Source organism: Nonomuraea spiralis (genome assembly GCF_014648435.1).
Lineage (GTDB): Bacteria > Actinomycetota > Actinomycetes > Streptosporangiales > Streptosporangiaceae > Nonomuraea > Nonomuraea spiralis.
Genome location: NZ_BMRC01000004.1, coordinates 544,534 through 560,950 on the forward strand (window position 1 = coordinate 544,534; position 16,417 = coordinate 560,950).

At 74.8% G+C, this 16,417-nt stretch carries 10 protein-coding genes; 9 read left to right on the plus strand and 1 reads right to left on the minus strand.

Translation table 11 applies throughout. The annotated features are described in order from the left end of the window. Positions 1-6: 6 nt before the first annotated feature. From IEZ27_RS12910 to IEZ27_RS12935, 6 genes are all read left to right on the plus strand, one after another. On the plus strand, positions 7-708 hold the full coding sequence (locus IEZ27_RS12910) for a DUF2267 domain-containing protein (protein WP_189647348.1): 702 nt from the start codon (positions 7-9) through the stop codon (positions 706-708). 189 nt (positions 709-897) lie between these two features. Then, positions 898-1,365 carry an ATP-binding protein gene (locus IEZ27_RS12915; protein WP_189647349.1) on the plus strand — a complete coding sequence of 156 codons (468 nt, stop codon included), beginning with the start codon at positions 898-900 and terminating at the stop codon, positions 1,363-1,365. Positions 1,366-1,440: 75 nt separating this feature from the next. Then, positions 1,441-4,704 carry a BTAD domain-containing putative transcriptional regulator gene (locus tag IEZ27_RS12920; protein WP_189647350.1) on the plus strand — a complete coding sequence of 1,088 codons (3,264 nt, stop codon included), beginning with the start codon at positions 1,441-1,443 and terminating at the stop codon, positions 4,702-4,704. A gap of 51 nt (positions 4,705-4,755) precedes the next feature. After that, a complete protein-coding gene (locus IEZ27_RS12925) occupies positions 4,756-6,471 on the plus strand; it encodes an acetolactate synthase large subunit (protein ID WP_125640364.1) in 1,716 nt (571 codons plus the stop codon). Positions 6,472-6,562: 91 nt separating this feature from the next. Further along, positions 6,563-9,349, plus strand: coding sequence for a BTAD domain-containing putative transcriptional regulator (locus IEZ27_RS12930; RefSeq protein WP_189647351.1), 2,787 nt, complete (start codon positions 6,563-6,565; stop codon positions 9,347-9,349). A gap of 45 nt (positions 9,350-9,394) precedes the next feature. Then, positions 9,395-10,585, plus strand: coding sequence for an alpha/beta hydrolase (locus IEZ27_RS12935; protein ID WP_189647352.1), 1,191 nt, complete (start codon positions 9,395-9,397; stop codon positions 10,583-10,585). Here the strand turns inward: IEZ27_RS12935 and IEZ27_RS12940 are convergent. After that, positions 10,577-11,956, minus strand: a complete 1,380-nt coding sequence (locus IEZ27_RS12940) for an MFS transporter (protein ID WP_189647353.1) — start codon at positions 11,954-11,956, stop codon at positions 10,577-10,579. The genes IEZ27_RS12935 and IEZ27_RS12940 overlap by 9 nt on opposite strands. A gap of 85 nt (positions 11,957-12,041) precedes the next feature. Between IEZ27_RS12940 and IEZ27_RS12945 the strand changes: the two genes are divergently transcribed. The 3 genes from IEZ27_RS12945 to IEZ27_RS12955 all read left to right on the plus strand — a co-directional run bounded on the left by IEZ27_RS12945 (position 12,042) and on the right by IEZ27_RS12955 (position 16,411). Further along, positions 12,042-13,022, plus strand: a complete 981-nt coding sequence (locus IEZ27_RS12945) for an Lrp/AsnC family transcriptional regulator (protein WP_189647354.1) — start codon at positions 12,042-12,044, stop codon at positions 13,020-13,022. A gap of 61 nt (positions 13,023-13,083) precedes the next feature. Beyond that, positions 13,084-14,064 (plus strand): zinc-binding dehydrogenase, encoded by a 981-nt coding sequence (locus tag IEZ27_RS12950; RefSeq protein WP_189647355.1) that lies wholly within the window; start codon positions 13,084-13,086, stop codon positions 14,062-14,064. 22 nt (positions 14,065-14,086) lie between these two features. Next, entirely contained in the window at positions 14,087-16,411 is a 2,325-nt protein-coding gene (locus IEZ27_RS12955) for a polysaccharide lyase 8 family protein (RefSeq protein ID WP_268246056.1), read from the plus strand. Positions 16,412-16,417: the final 6 nt, after the last annotated feature.

Below are 16,417 nucleotides of genomic sequence, written 5' to 3' on the forward strand. Positions count from 1 at the left end.
CGAATCATGGAATATCGCGCACTCCTGGCCTCCATCGGCCGCATGACGGGCCTGGGGGCCGGCCCGGCCAGAGCGGCGGCCGAGGCCACACTGACCACGCTCGCCCGTACGCTCGACGAAGAGGACCGGCGTGAGCTCATCGAGGCCCTGCCGCCCGAGCTGACCGACGACTTCCCCATGGACCATCCGCGCAACGACGGCACCGAGGAGGGGTTCGTCCGCCAGGCCGCGCTGCTCGGCCGCCGCCCGCCGGAACAGGCCAGGCTGAGGGCCCAGGCCGTGCTGGCCGCCGTCGCCGAGCAGGACCCCGAACTGATCGCCCGGCTGCACATCCCGGAGCAGGTGCGCCCCTTGTTCGAGCCGCCGGGCAGCGGCGGCGGCATCACCGGCCCCAAGGGCCACACCGCGCCGCTCACCGACGACGAGATCGCCTCGGCGCTGGCCACCCTCCCGCTGTGGACCGGCGACCGCTCGGCCCTGCGCCGCGAGATCGCCCTGCCGCGCGAGAACCTGCGTGCCGTACGCCGCGCGCTCGACCGGCTCAAGGCCACCTTCGGCCGGCAGCCCCACCTCCAGGACACCGCCGACGGCCTGGCCATCGTGGTCAGGACGGTCTCCGTGAACGCGGTGACGGCCCTCGACGTGGAGCTGGCCCGGCGGGTGGACGACCTCATCGAGGAGGTGGGCGCCGGCATCGGCCGCCCCTAGTCGTTCGCCTGCTGACCTGGGCAGACAGGTCGGACGGGAAAGAAAGCCGGGATTTCTCGGGAAACCTTCGACCCGGACGGCCCTTTCGTGCGTACACGTTTCGACAGCCGCATGTCCGTCAACTCGGAGGCAGGTCTCGTGTTGATTGAAACGAGCGTTCGATGCCGCCCTTCCCACGAAGGAGAGGCCATGTCCAGGCTGCGGTCGGCCCGGCGGAGCCGGATGCAGTACGTATGGCCGCTGCGCGCGGAGGCCAGGACCGTCGGCCACGCGCGGTCGATCATCCGGGAGGAGCTGTCCGGGCTCGACCTCCACGACGACGTCGTGGACGACGCCGTGCTCATGGTGAGCGAACTGGTCACCAACGCGTTCATGTACGGCGAGGGCCCCTATGAGCTGCTCCTCCACGTGGACGCCAAGGAGGTCATGTGCGTCGTCGTGGACGCCGGGCCGCCCCTGCCCGCTCCCTCGCCCCCCGACCCGATCGCCGAGCACGGACGGGGCCTGCGCATCGTGGCCAGGCTCTCCGACGGCTTCTACGGCTGCCATCCCCAGCGCTATCTCACCCACCCCGACCTGGTCGGCAAGGCCACCTGGTTCGCGCTGCCGCGCCGCGGCCGGCCCGGCAACGTCGTCCCGATCAGGGCGGGCACGTGACGCGGGTTCCAGTCTCCTTCAAGTCGGCCCGACCATACTGGTGTTGATCAGGACGAAGCCGATGAGTGGATCAACGTGGAATTCCGAGTTCTGGGGCCGCTGGAGGTCCGCGACGCCGACGGGGGCACGGTCGCCCTCGGCGGTCCGCGCCCGAGGGCCGTACTGGCCCGGCTGCTGGTCGCGCAGGGGGCCGTGGTCCCCGCCGACACGCTGATCGAGGACATCTACGGCGGCGCCGCACCGCCGAGCGCCCTGCCCACCCTCCACTCCTACGTCTCCAACCTGCGCCGGGCGGTCGAGCCGGGCCGCGGGCCGCGTACCCGGCCCCGGACGCTGATCGCCCGGCCGCCCGGCTATCTGCTGGCCGCGGACGACGTGGACGCGCTGCGGTTCGCCGACCTGGTGAACCGGGCGGAGTTCCGGTCGGCCGGGGAGGCGCTGGCCTGCCTGGAGGAGGCGCTGGAGTTGTGGCGCGGCTCGCCGTACGAGGAGTTCCAGGACGAGCCGTGGGCGGTCACCGAGGTGAGCCGCCTGCGCGAGCTGCGCCTCGTCGCGGTCGAACGGCGTGCCCGCGCGCTGCTCGACCTGGGCCGGCCCCAGCCGCTGATCAGCGAGCTGGAGGCCGAGACCGCGGCCAACCCGCTGCGCGAGCGTCTGTGGAGCCTGCTCGCGCTGTCCCTGTACCGCACCGGACGCCAGGCCGAGGCGCTGGCCGTGCTGCGCATGGCGGCCAGGCGGCTGTCCGACGAGCTCGGCCTCGACCCGGGGCCCGAGCTGCGGTCGCTGGAGTCGGACATCCTGCGCCAGGTGGACTCCCTCGAACCGGTGCGCGACACCCCGGAGCTCGTCGCCGCGCCACGGCCGGTGGACACCCTGCACGGGCGGGAGGCCCAGCTCGCCGAGCTGATGGCACTGCCCGAACGGGCCACGCGCACCGGGCTCGCGGTCGCCGAGGTCAGCGGCGAGCCGGGGATCGGGAAGACCCGGCTGCTGGAGGCGTTCGGCGAGCGCTGCGCGCGGCACGGCCGGCTCGTGCTCTGGGGGCGCTGCCACGACGCCGAGGGCACACCCGCGCTGTGGCCGTGGACGCAGGTGTTCGAGGCGCTGGCCGCCCACTGCCCGCCGCCGGACCGCGAGGCCCTGTCCGGCCTGCTCGACCACCGGCCCGACCCGCTCCCGCCAGGGAAGGGCTCGGCCGACGCGCTGCTCTCGCGGCGCAACCAGGCCGTGGCGCGGTGGCTCGGCACGGCCTCGCGCGCCCAGCCGCTCGTGATCGTCCTGGACGACCTCCAATGGGCCGACCCAGCCTCGCTCGACCTGCTCAGACACCTGGTCATGCTGGTACGGGACGGCGCTGTCACCCTGGTCGCCGCCTTCCGCTCCGGCACCGGCGACGTGCTCGGGCGGCTGGTCCGCTACGACCTGCTGCGGCTGCGCCTGACCGGCGTCGGGCCCGAGGCGGTGGGCGCGATCGCGGCCGACCTAGGCGTCGAGCTGGACGGGGAGGCGTGCGCCAGGATGGCCGACTGCACCGGCGGCAACCCGTTCTTCCTGCGCGAGAGCATCAAGCTGATGGCCCAGGACCCGGACGTGGACGAGGTGCCCGCCGCGGTGACCGAGCTGGTGCGCCTGCGGCTGGACGCGCTCGCCGAGGTCGCGGGCACGCTGGCGGTCGCGGCGCTGGTCGGCCGGGAGTTCGACCCGGCGGTGGTGGCGCGGGTCGCGGGGGAGGAGGCGTACGAGCTGCTCGACCGGGCGGTGCGCGGCGGGCTGCTGGCGGCGCGTCCGGGCGGCCGGCTGGCCTTCGCCCACGACCTGGTGCGCGAGGCGCTCGTACGGGACCTGCCGCCGCTGCGCAAGGCGGCGCTGCACCGCGACGTCGCGGCCGCCCTGTCGCGACGTCCGTCCACCGACGTGGAGGTGCTCGCCCATCACGCCGTGCAGGCGGGGCCGGTGGCGTACGGGGAGGCGGTGCGGTGGGCGCGGGCCGCGGCCGAGCAGGCCGGGCTGCGCCTGGCCTACGCCGAGTCGGCGTCCTGGCTGGGCCACGCGGTGACCGCGCACGACGCCTCCGGCGGTGACCCGGCCGAGCACGTCGAGCTGCTGCTGGGGCAGGTGCGCGCGCTGCTGGCGGCGGGCGAGCCGGCCAGGGCGCGGCAGGTCAGGGACACGGCCGTACGGGCGGCCGACCGGGTCGTGGCGGGCGGCCCGATGCTCCGGGTCCGGGCGCTGACCTCGTTCGACACGCCGTCGATCTGGACGTTGCGCGACCCGTACGGCGCGGCCGACCCGCTGCTCGTCCGCCGCTTCGAGGGCGCGCTGAACGAGCTGCCCGAGTCGGACGGCCCCGAGCGGGCGATGCTCCTGGCCGGGCTGGCCCAGGAGCTCTACGACGCCTCCGGCGACCCGCGGGCGGACGCGCTGTCCGCCCAGGCCGTGGCCATGGCCAGGCGGCTGGGCGACCGCCGCCTGCTGATGCGCGCGATCAACGCCCGGCACCTGTCGCTGCCCCGGCCCCTGCACGTGCACGAGCTGATGGACCTGGCCGCCGAGCTGCACGAGCTGGCCGCCGACGAACCGGCCTTCCAGCTTCTCGCCAACATGATGGACGCGCACAACCGGCTGGAGCTGTTCGACGTCACCGGCGCCGACCTGGCCGCCGCCCACTGCGACGACCTGCTGGAACGCCTCCCGCTGCCCTGGCCGCGCTTCCAGCACACGCTGTGGCGGGCGGGCCGGCTGGTGCTCCGCGGCCACTTCGACGAGGCGGAGGACCTGTACGCCGACGCCGCCGACCAGGCGACCCGGCTCGGCATCTGGCACGCCGCCCGCTCGGTGACCGCCGGCCGCGTCGTCCTGGACTACCACCGGGGCACGCTGGCCGGCGCGGGCCCGCTCATCGACGCCCTGCAAGGTGTGAACACCGCGCTCGACCAGGCCGCCCGCACCCTCCACCTGCACGCCCAGGGCCGCGTGGACGAGGCCCGCGAGCTGAACGGGCAGCCGCTGCTCGACCGGTCGCGCCCGTCCACGCTGTGCCTGCGGGCCGCCGCCGCGGCGGCGCTCGGCCGGGTGCACGAGTGCCGCGCGCTCTACGAGGCGCTGCTGCCCTACAGCGGCCGGATCACCGTCCTGTCGGCGTGCGCCTGGGTGGGCCCGGTGGACTGGCACCTCGCGCTGCTGGCCGAGGCGACCGGCCGGTACGAGAGCGCCGCCCGCCACCTGACCACCCTGGAACGGCTGGCCGCCCGCAACGGCCTGGCGTGGTGGCGCGACCGGGCGGTCGAGGCCCGGCGGCGCCCCTGCCGCAAGCACCTGCAACTGGCCACCAGCGGATGACAAGGGCCGCCTGATCGACTTGTGCGCCGGCCGACAGGAGGGAGATCGGGGATGACGGGCGCACAGGCACTGGTGAGGGCTCTGGAGCAGGTAGGCGTGGACACCGTGTTCGGCATTCCGGGCGGCGCCGTCCTGCCCGCCTACGACCCGCTGTACCGCTCGACCTCGATCAGGCACGTGCTCGTACGGCACGAGCAGGGCGCCGGGCACGCGGCCGAGGGGTACGCGCAGGCCACGGGCAAGGTCGGGGTCTGCATGGCGACCAGCGGCCCGGGGGCCACGAACCTGGTGACGCCCATCGCCGACGCCTACATGGACTCGGTGCCGATCGTCGCGATCACCGGCCAGGTGCCCAGCTCGCAGATCGGCACGGACGCCTTCCAGGAGGCCGACATCTCGGGTATCACCCTGTCGATCACGAAGCACAACTTCCTGGTCACGGACGCCGCCGACATCCCCCGTACGATCATGGAGGCGTTCCACATCGCCTCGACGGGACGTCCGGGGCCGGTGCTGGTGGACATCACCAAGGACGCGCTCCAGGCCGAGACCGACTTCGTCTGGCCGCCGGTCATGCGGCTGCCCGGCTACCGCCCGGCCACCCGGCCGAACGCGCGGCAGATCAGGGCCGCCGCCGAGCTGATCGCCGGTGCCCGGCGGCCGGTCCTGTACGTGGGCGGCGGCGTGCACAAGGCGGGCGCGTCGGCCGAGCTGCTGCGCTTCGCCGAGCTGACCGGCATCCCGGTCGTCACCACGCTCATGGCCAGGGGCACGTTCCCCGACAGCCACCGCCTGCACATGGGCATGCCCGGCATGCACGGCTCGGTCCCGGCCGTCGGGGCGCTCCAGCGGGCCGACCTGATCGTCGCGCTCGGCACCCGCTTCGACGAGCGCGTCACCGGCGACCTGGCCACGTTCGCGCCGCACGCCAAGATCGTGCACGCCGACGTGGACCCGGCCGAGATCTCCAAGAACCGGCGCGCCGACGTGCCCATCGTGGGCGACTGCAAGGAGGTGCTGGCCGACCTGATCGCCGTCCTGGACGGCCATACGGTCGAGCGTCCGGCCTGGCTGCGCACGCTGGAGGGCTACCGGCGGACGTACCCGCTCGGGTACGAGACGTTCGAGGACGCCCTCGCCCCCCAGTACGTCATGGAGCGGCTGAGCGCCCTGGTCGGGCCCGAGGCGATCTACACCTCCGGCGTGGGCCAGCACCAGATGTGGGCCGCCCAGTTCATCGGCTACGAGCGGCCGGGCACGTTCATCAACTCCGGGGGCGCGGGCACGATGGGCTTCGCCGTGCCGGCCGCCATGGGGGCCAAGATCGGCTGCCCGGACCGTACGGTGTGGGCGATCGACGGCGACGGCTGCTTCCAGATGACCAACCAGGAGCTGGCCGTGTGCGCGCTGGAGGGCGTGCCGATCAAGGTGGCCGTCGTCAACAACGGCAGCCTCGGCATGGTCCGCCAGTGGCAGACCCTCCTGTACGACGGCCGCTACTCCAACACCGACCTGCGTCCCGCCCGCCGCATCCCGGACTTCGTCGCCCTCGCCGAGGCGTACGGCTGCCACGGCCTGCGCTGCGAGCGCCCCGAGGACGTGGACACGGTGATCGAGAAGGCCATGGCGATCGACGACGCGCCCGTGGTGGTGGACTTCGTGGTGCACCGGGACGCGATGGTCTGGCCCATGGTCCCCGCAGGGACGAGCAACGACGACATCAGGATCGCCAGAGACCTGGCTCCGAACTGGGGTGATGACGAATAAGTCAAGCCATGCCAAAAGCAGCGATCCATACAAAACCTCATTTAAGCTTCCTTGACCCGGGGCGCCCCGGGCGGCTGAACCGAGGTGGATAGTGGCGCTGCGCGTCAAGGTGCTGGGGCCGATCGTGGCCGAGCTCGACGGGGTGGAGGTCGCGCTCGGCGGCCCGAGGCAGCGAGCCGTGCTCGCCGTGCTGGTCGCGGCGCGCGGCCAGGTGGTCTCGGCCGAACGCGTGCTGGACGCCGCCTGGGACGAAGACGAACCCGCCTCGATGCCCACCCTGCACTCCTACATCGCAAGGCTCCGCAAGGCGCTCGAACCCGGCCGTACCAACCGGTCGCCGGAGAGCGTGCTGGCCCGCGTCGGCAACGGGTACACGCTGCGCGTCGAGCCCGACGCCGTGGACGCCGAGCGCTTCGCCCGCAAGGTCGGCGAGGGTCAGCTCCTGCTGGAGGCGGGCGACGCGGGCGCGGCGCTGGCCGTGCTGGCCGAGGCCGTGGAATTGTGGGGCGGGCAGCCGTACAGCGAGTTCGCGGGCGCGGCGTTCGCCGTGCCGGAGATCGTCCGGTTGCAGGGGTTGTACCTGTCGGCGCGGGAGAGCCTGTTCGCCGCGCAGCTCGCGCTCGGGCGGCACGCGGCCGTGGTGCCCGAGCTGGAGAAGCTGACCGCCGAGCAGCCCATGAGCGAGCGCGGCTGGGAGCTGCTGGTGCTGGCTCTGTACCGGTCCGGACGCCAGGGAGACGCGCTGGCCGCGCTGCGCTCGGCGCGCCGCGTACTGGCCGAGGAGCTGGGCATCGATCCCGGGCCGGGGCTGCGGGACCTGGAGGCCGCGGTGCTCGCCCAGGACGAGGCGCTGCGGCCGGGGAGCGCCGGGCCGCTGCCCGAACGCGGCGGCAACCTGCCCTTCCCGGTGACCGCGCTGGTCGGCAGGGCGGCCGAGGTCGATCAGGTGGCCGCGCTGCTCGCCGAGCACCGCCTGGTCACGCTCGCCGGGCCCGGCGGCATCGGCAAGACCCGGCTGGCGCTGGAGACCGCGCGGGCCAGGGACGACGCCGACGGGCCGTGGCTGGTCGAGCTGGCCGGGCTGGACGACCCCTCACTGGTGGCCAGGGCCATCGCCCAGGTGCTCGGCCTCACCGGGCCGGCCTCCGCGCAGCGCCTGGCGTACGCGCTGCGCGGCAGGAGCCCGCTGCTCGTGATCGACAACTGCGAGCACCTCGTGGCGGCCGTCCGCGACACGGTCGCCGAGCTGCTGGCCGGGGCGGGCGGCGTACGCGTGCTCGCCACCAGCCGCGAGACGCTCGGCGTCCCCGGCGAGGCCCTGTACGACGTGCCGCCGCTGTCCGCGGCCGACGCCCGCGACCTGTTCATGAGCCGGGCCAGGGCCGCCGCGCCCGGCTGGGAGCCGACGCCGTCGGAGCTGCGCAGCGCCGAACGCCTCTGCCTGGGGCTCGACGGGTTGCCGCTGGCGGTCGAGCTGGCCGCCGGGCAGTGCCGCATGTTGTCGGTCGAGCAGATCCTCACCTCGATGGACGACAGGTTCGCCGTGCTCACCGACGGCCCCGGCCCGCGGCGGCACCGTACGCTCGCCAGGACCGTCGAGTGGAGCTACGACCTGCTCGAACCCGCCGAGCGCGAGCTGTTCCACCGGCTCGGCGCGTTCGCCTCCGGGTTCGACCTGGACGCGGCGGCCGCGGTGTGCGGGCGGCCGGTCCTGGGCGGCCTGGGCGCGCTGGTGCGCAAGTCGCTGGTCGCGGTCGAGCCGGGCACCTCGCCGCGCCGCTACCGGCTGCTGGAGACCATCAAGGAGTTCGCCCGCACCCGGCAGGACCCGGCCGAGCTGGCCGAGGCCCAGGCCGCGCACCGCGTCTGGGTGCTGGCCCGCGCCGAGGCGGCCGAGGCCAGGATCCGCGGCGACGGGGCGACCGCCGCGATGGACCTGCTCCTCGCCGACCAGGCCGAGCACCGGGCCGCGTTCACCTCGGCGATGCTGGCCGGCGACGGCGAGTACGCGCTGCGGCTCACCGGCGTCCTGTCCTGGTTCTGGTACCGCAGAGGGCACGTCGCCGAGGGGCTGGCCAGCCTGTCGGCGGCCATGGAGCTCTACCCCGACGCCGAGCCCGGCGTGCGCTCGCAGGCGCTGATCGGCATGGCCGGACTCCACTACCTGACCGGCGACTTCCCCGCCGCGCACCGGCGGGCCAAGGAGGCGGCCGAGATGGCCCGGCTGGCCGACGACCTGGTCGCCGAGGGGCAGGCCCTCACCTACCGGGCGCTGTTCGGCGGCCTGAGCGGGCAGCCGAACGCGCTGGTCGACGCCCGCGCCGCGCTCGACCTGGCCGAGGTGGCGGGCATGGGATGGTTGCACGCCGAGGCGCTGATGGTCCTCGGCATGTTGCTGGTGTTCGCGCGCGAGACCGCCGAGGCGGCCGAACGGCTGACCGAGTCGATCACGGTGGCCGCCGGCACGGGACACCGCTTCGTCACCGCGTCCGCGACCTGGTTGCTGATGAAGATCGACCTGCTGACCGGCCGTACCGACCGGGCTCTGGCGTCCGGGCTGCCGATCCTGCGCATGCTCGACGCGGACCGGGACGTCACGTCCTGGATGGTGATGAGCCACACCCTGGCCGGGGTGCTCACCGCGGGCGGGCTGCCGCACGACGGCGCGCGCCTGCTCGGCGCGGTAGAGGAGGTCGGGGCCCGGGTCGGCTTCTCGCCGTTGGAGCTGGACCCCGCCGACGGCGCCGAGCGCGAGGAGCGGATACGCCGTTCGCTGCCCGCCGCCGAACTGGCCGAGTGCCTGCGCCAGGGCGCCCGCCTGTCGCCCGCCCAGGTGCACGACCTGCTCGACGCGCTGATCAGGACCCGCGTCCACTGACCCGAAGCCCTTGCGCGGGCGCGGCGGGCGGGCTTTGGTACAGGTATGCCACCAGGTGATCGGCTCGCGGTGCAGACCATCGAGTTCCATGGTGACCAGGTCGCCTTCGGCGAGGCCGGCGTGACCGACGAGGAACGCGCCGCCGCCGGCCGCGAGACGCTCGCCCAGCGCAACCAGGCCCTGCTGCGGGGCAACCGCCGCCGGGCCAGGCGCCGCTACGCCCAGGACCTGCCCGCCGGCCAGGACTTCGCCCGCGTGTGGCGGCGGCGCGCCCTGGCCGAGCTGCGTCCCAGGCTGACGGGCGGCCCGCTGGCCGTCTGGGGCGAGGACGACGACGTGCTGCACGTGCTCTGGCAGGGGCCGAACGCGCGGCTCGTCTCGGGGGTGCTGCTCCCGATGTGGCCGGTCAAGGGGGCGGGCGACCTGTGGGAGCTGTCGGTGCGCGTACGGCACCTGGACCGGGCCGTGATCGGCGTCACCGCCGCGCCTCCCGGCGGCCGGCCGGTGGAGCTGATCTGGCACGGCCCGCGCGCCGGCCCCGCCCCCGCGACCGCCACCCGGCTCGCAGGCACGCTCGTCACCCGTGAGATCGGCAGCGTCCACCTGGGGGAGCGTCGTGCGATCACCGTCTACCGCCCGCCGGGCCCGATCCGGCCGATGCCCCTGTGCCTGCTGGCCGACGGGCAGGCGGCCGGGTCGTACGCCCGCGTGCTGGAGCCGGCGATCCTGGCCGGCGCGCTGCCGCCGGTGATCCTGGTCGCTCCGCACGCCGCCGACGTGCCCGGCCCCTACCCGGACGGGCGGGCCAGGGAGTACCTGCCGTACGCCGATCCGCGGCGCTTCGCCGCGCACCTGGCCTTCGTCACCGGCGAGGTACTGCCCGGCTTCCCCGAGGCGAGCCACGTGATCAGCGCCGGGTTCGCGGACGGCGCCGGCTTCGCGCTGACCGCCGCCGACCGGTGCCCCGGCCGGATCGCGGCGGCGGTCGGCCTCAGCCCCGGCCTGCTGCCGCAGCTCCTCGACACCACCGTACGGGTGCCCCGCTACCTCGCGGCCGGCACGCTCGAACCCGGCTTCCTCGACTGCGCCCGCTCGCTGGCCGCCCGCCTGCGCGGCGCGGGCATCGCCCACCGCCGCGAGGCGTGGATCGGCGGCCACGACGGCTACTGGTGGCGCGTGCACCTCCTGGCCGCCCTCACCTGGCTGACCCGCGAGCACCTGCCCCGCTCACGCTGACCGTACGGGCCGGGCGGCGGCCAGCACCAGCAGCCCGGCGAACAGCCCGGTGACCGCGGCGGCCAGGTAGACCGCGTTCAGCGCCGAGGGGAACGAGCCCGTCCCGGCCAGACCGTCCTGGAACAGGACGCCGAACACGGCGATGCCGAGGGCGTACCCGAGCTGCCTGACGGTGTTGACCGCGCCCGCCGCCATGCCCGAGCGGTGCGGCGGGACGTGCGCCATGGCCGCCGAGCTGAGCGAGGGGATCGCCAGGCCGACGCCGATGCCGGTCACCACCAGGCCCGGCGCCAGGGACGTCCACGTCGAGTGCTCGTCCAGCATGCCCTGGAGGAACGCGCCCGCGGCGATCAGCAGCAGCCCGCCGCCGACCGCCGCGCGCGCCGACAACCGGGGGAGCAGGCGGGCGGCGGCGACCGAGACGACCAGCGACGTGCCGGCCATCGGCGTCAGCGCCAGCCCGGCGCGTACCGGCCCGAGCGCGAGCCCGCCGGGCTGCTGCAACCAGAGCGAGGTGAAGGCCAGGCAGGCGAACGCGGCGGGCATGAGCAGCGCGGCCCCCGTCAGGATCCCGCTGAACGCCGGGTTCGCGAACAGCCGCAGGTCCACCATGGGAAGCGCGCCCCGCGACTCCACCAGCACGAAGGCGGCGAACGCGACGGCCGCCACGGCCAGCGGCACCAGCGCCCGCGCCGACCCCCAGCCGTACGGCCCGGCCTCGATCAGCCCGTACGTGAGCGCGGCCGCCGCCAATGTGAACGTGCCCATCCCGGCCCAGTCGAGCCGGCCGCCGCCCGGCAGACGGGACTCCTCGACCGTGCGCAGGGTCATCCACGCGGCGGCCACGCTGATGGGCAGGTTCACCAGGAAGATGGCCCGCCAGTCCAGGTGCTCGGTGAGCAGCCCGCCGAGCACGGGGGCCAGCGCCGCGGCGGCCCCGTTGACGCCGCCCCACACGCCGAACGCGATGCCGCGCTCCCGCCCGTGGTAGGTGGCGCTGATCAACGCGAGCGTCGTCGCCATCATCGCGGCGCCGCCCGCCCCCTGCGCCACGCGGGCCGCCAGCAGCAGGCCGCCGGTGGGCGCGAGGCCGCAGGCCAGGGAGGCCAGCGCGAACACGCCGAGGGCGATCAGGTACACCTTGCGCCGCCCGGCGTGGTCGGCGACCGAGCCGGCGGCGAGCAGCAGCGCGGCCAGGGCCAGGGCGTAACCGTCCAGGAGCCATTGGGTGTCGGTGAAGGACATCCGCAGGTCGGCGGTGATGTCGGGCAGGGCGACCATGACGATGGTCACGTCCACCAGCAGCATGAAGGCGCCCAGGCAGGCCGCCGCCAGCGGCCACCAGCTCGTACGTGTCAGTGTTGTGGTCATGGCGGCAAGGGTCGGGGCCGGGTGGGGTTTGCCCCTAGTCGGAGCGAGCTTTCTGCTGGAATTCCTCGCCGGATAGCCTCTCCTGATGGAAAACGTCACGCTCGACGAGGTCGATCGCGGGCTGCTGCACGCGTTGCAGGTGGACGGGCGGGCCTCGTTCAGCCGGATCGGCGAGGTGCTGGGGGTGTCCGACCAGCGGGTGGCCCGCCGCTACCGGCGGCTGCGCTCCAGCGGCATGGTCCGGGTCGTGGGCGTGGTGGACCGGCAGCGGCTCGGCCACCAGTCGTGGGCCATCCGGTTGCGCTGCACGCCCGACGCCGGGGCCTCGATCGCCGAGGCGCTCGGGCGGCGGCCCGACACGTTCTGGGTGCACCTGCTGTCGGGCGGCACCGAGATCTCCTGCGGCGCGATCCAGCGCCTCGACCAGGAACGCGAGCCGCTGCTGCTGACCAAGCTGGCCAGGACCAACCGGGTGCTCGCGGTGTCGGCCCACCGGACCCTGCACATGTTCGTCGGCGGCCGGATCGGCTGGGCCGGGCTCGCCGCGCTGTCCGCCGAACAGGTCGCCCACCTGCTGGCCGGGCGCGTCCACGGCCCGCGCGACACCGCCGAGGCCGTCACGCTCGGCCCCGGCGACGACGCGCTGCTGGCCGAGCTGTCACGGGACGGCCGTACGGGCTATGCCGACCTGGCGGCCGTGACCGGCTGGTCGGAGTCGACGGTCAGGCGGCGGGTGGAGCAACTGTGCGCGGCGGGCGCGCTGTTCTTCGACATGGACGTGCTGCCCATGTTGCTGGACTACCAGGTCGAGGCGCAGTTGTGGATGTCGGTGCCGCCCGCCGACCTCGACGCGACAGGGCGGGCGCTGGCCGACCATCCGGAGGTCGCCTTCGCCGGGGCGACCACGGGCCCGACCAACCTCGCGGCCAGCGTGGTGTGCCGCGACGACGCCGCCTTCTACCGCTACCTCACCGACAGCCTGGGCGCGCTGCCCGCCATCCGGCACATCGAGACCGCGCCGATCATCAGGACCATCAAACGGGCGGGCGCCGGGCTGAGCAGTTGACCTCAACTCGACTTGAGGTAGCAGGCTGGTCACCGGACACGATCCCGGATGAGGAGTGATCATGAGAGTGGTACGGGTGGCGAGATTCGGCGGCCCCGAGGTGCTGGAGACGCGGACCGCGCCGGACCCGGTGGCCGGGCCGGGCGAGGTCGTGGTGCGGACCGGGTTCGCGGAGATCAATTTCATCGAGACGCAGCTCAGACAGGGGTTCACGCCGGGCCCGCCGCTGCCCGAGCTGCCGTACGTGCCGGGCGGCGGCGTCGGCGGGCACGTGGTCTCCGTGGGCGAGGGGGCCGATTCCGGGCTGGTGGGGCGGCGGGTGGTGGCCCGTACGCCGGGGTTCGGCGGCGGGAACGCCGAACTGGTCGTGGTCAGGGCCGAGGACCTAATCGAGGTGCCCGACGGCGTCGAGCTGGCCGACGCGACGGCGCTGCTCAACGACGGCAGCACGGCCGTGGGACTGTTCGCGAACGCCGGGATCCGGCCCGGCGAATGGGTGCTCGTCGAGGCCGCGGCCGGCGGGCTCGGCAGCCTGCTCGTGCAGCTCGCGCACGGGGCGGGCGCCCGGGTGATCGGGGCGGCGGGCAGCCCGGCCAAGCTGGAGGTGGCCGCCGGGCTCGGGGCCGAGGTCACCGTCGACTACTCGCGTCCCGGCTGGACCCGCGAGGTGCTCGACGCGACCGGCGGGCGCGGACCGGACGCGGTCTTCGACGGCGTGGGCGGCGAGCTCGGCCGCGAGGCGTTCGGGGTGACCGCGCGCGGCGGGCGGTTCTCCGTGCACGGCGCCTCCAGCGGGAGCGTCACGGCCGTGGACCCGGAGGAGGCCGCCCGGCGGGACGTCACCGTGATCGGCCTGGAGCAGCTCATGGCCATGAGCGAGATCAGGGGCGCGAACGAGCGGACCGCGCGGGCGCTCGCCGAGGCGGCGGCCGGGCGGCTGCGGGCGGTCGTGGGGCGTACGTACCCGCTGGAGCGGGCGGGCGAGGCGCATGCGGCGATCGAGGCCCGCGAGGTGAGCGGCAAGACGCTGCTGACGATCTGATCGCCGGGGTCATAATCGAGGCGTGCACCGGCCATCCAGGCGACTGTTGTTCCGGGCGGGCGCCGTGACCGTGGCCGGCGTGGCGGGGGCGCTCGTCCGGGCCGACCCCGCGCACACGCCGGACTCCTCCTTCGTCACGCTGCGCCGGCAGTGGCGCCACGTGACCCTGGGCTTCGACACGGGCGCCGACGCAGGGGCTGACGCAGGGGCTGACGCAGGGGCCGACGCAGGGGCCGACGCTGAGGCCGGGCGGCATGGGGTGGGGGTGGGCTTCGAGGCGGGGGCGGAGCCGTACCGGACGTGGCTGGCCGAGGCGGGGCGGCGGGCGGGGCGGTACCGCGCGGCCATGGCGCCGGGGAACGCGTCGCTCTGGCCGGACCAGCCGTTCCCGTCGTTCGTGGCGACGCCGGGGCGGCTGCTGGCCATGGCCCGCGCGTACGCGCTGCCGCGGACCGGGCTGACCGGCGACGCGGGCCTGGCCGCCGCCGTCGCCGCCGGGATCGACCACTACCGCCGCCACGTCTACGCTGACGGCGCCGACCCGGCGGGCAACTGGTGGCACTGGGAGATCGGCGTGCCGAGGGCGCTGCTCGACGCGGCCGTACTGATCGGCCCGCACCTCGGCGAGAAACGCAGTGCCGCGCTGCGGGACGCCGTGGACCACTTCGTGTCCGAGAGCCGCCTCGCGCACTACAGCGGCACCAGCACCGCCGCGAACCGGGTGGACCTGTGCGTGGTGACGTTGCTGCGCGCCATGCTCAGGGCCGACCCCGGCAAGGCGGCGCTGGCGGTCTCGGCGCTCTCCCCGGTGTTCCGCACGGTCTCCGAGGGCGACGGTTTCTACCGTGACGGGTCGTTCATCCAGCATTCGACCGTGCCCTACCAGGGGGCCTACGGGGTGACGCTGCTCGACGGGCTGGCGACGTTGTTCGCGGTGCTGCGCGGCACCCCCTGGGAGGTCGTGGACCCCACTGTGCTCGCGATGGTGGAACGCTCGTTCGCGCCGTTCGTCCGCGACGGGTTCTGCATGGACCTGGTGCGCGGCAGGGGCGTCGGCAGGAAGCCGTTCGGCGACCACGACAAGGGGCGCGCGCTGGCCGCCGCGATCCTGCTGCTCGGCGAGGTGGCCCCGGCCGCCGACCGGGCCCGCTGGCAGGCCATGGTCAAGGGATGGGCGGTACGCGAGACGTGCCGGCCCATGCTCGCGGCGGCCGACCCGGCCTTCCACGCACGCCTGACCGCCGTCCTGGACGACGACGCCGTGCCAGCCGCGCCGGAGCCGATCGAGCACCGGCTGTTCCCGATGAGCGCCCGTGCCGTGCACCGCCGGCCGGGCTGGTGCGCGGCGCTCAGCATGGCCTCGTCCAGGATCGGCCACTACGAGCACGGCAACGGTGAGAACCCGCGGGGCTGGCACACCGGCTCCGGCATGCTCTACTGGTGGGCCGACGGCCACGCCGACCAGTACTCCGACTCCTTCTGGACCACCGTCGACCCCTACCGGCTGCCCGGTACGACGGTCTCGACCCGGCGGCTGCCCGACGGCGCGGGCCCGGCCTGGGGCGACACCTGCCCGCCCGGCCGCTGGGTCGGCGGCGCGACGGACGGCACGTACGCGGTGGTCGGCCAGCACCTCAACGGCCTCGACAGCACGGTGGAGGCGTTCAAGTCGTGGTTCTTCCTCGACGACGCGGTGGTCTGCCTGGGCGCGGGGATCAGCGGCGCGGACGGCGTACCGGTCGAGACGATCGTGGACAACCGCAGGACCGCCGCCCCCCTGACCACGGACGTACGGGCGGGCTGGGCGCACCTCGACGGCCACGGCGGCTACGTCGTGCCGGCCGGCCTGCGGACGCTCCGGGAGCGGCGCGGCGACCGCGACTACGTGACGCTCTGGCTCGACCACGGCCTCGACCCGGACCAGGCCGGCTACGTCTACCTGCTCCTGCCGGGCGCGAGCCGGGAACGCACCGCGGCCAGGGCCGCCGACCCCGGGTGGGCCCGCGTGCTCGCCAACAGCGCCCGGCAGCAGGCCGTCCAGGTGGCCGCACTCGGGGTCACCGCGGCCGCCTTCTGGAACGGCGGCGCGGCCGGCCCGCTCGCCGCCTCCGCGCCCTGCGCCGTGCTGGTCAGGGAGAGCTCCGACGCCACGGCCACGGTGACCGTGGCCGATCCCCGGCGTGACCTGGCGGAGCTGACCGTGACCTGGGCGCGGCCGGTCGCCGCCGTGCTGCGCGCCGGCCCGCTCCTGGCGGACGCGGCGACCGGCGACCGGTTGAGGCTCACCTTCGGCCCGTCGGCCGCCCTGGAGGGCGGCTCCGCCACGGTGGCCGTGCGGCTGCCCTGAAGGTCG

Bases quoted from the DNA above. Each gene is read 5' to 3' on its own strand.
- IEZ27_RS12935 (WP_189647352.1), top strand. From the start codon at position 9,395: ATGCCACCAGGTGATCGGCTCGCGGTGCAGACCATCGAGTTCCATGGT.
- IEZ27_RS12945 (WP_189647354.1), top strand. From the start codon at position 12,042: ATGGAAAACGTCACGCTCGACGAGGTCGATCGCGGGCTGCTGCACGCG.
- IEZ27_RS12910 (WP_189647348.1), top strand. From the start codon at position 7: ATGGAATATCGCGCACTCCTGGCCTCCATCGGCCGCATGACGGGCCTG.
- IEZ27_RS12925 (WP_125640364.1), top strand. From the start codon at position 4,756: ATGACGGGCGCACAGGCACTGGTGAGGGCTCTGGAGCAGGTAGGCGTG.
- IEZ27_RS12915 (WP_189647349.1), top strand. From the start codon at position 898: ATGTCCAGGCTGCGGTCGGCCCGGCGGAGCCGGATGCAGTACGTATGG.
- IEZ27_RS12940 (WP_189647353.1), bottom strand. From the start codon at position 11,956: ATGACCACAACACTGACACGTACGAGCTGGTGGCCGCTGGCGGCGGCC.
- IEZ27_RS12950 (WP_189647355.1), top strand. From the start codon at position 13,084: ATGAGAGTGGTACGGGTGGCGAGATTCGGCGGCCCCGAGGTGCTGGAG.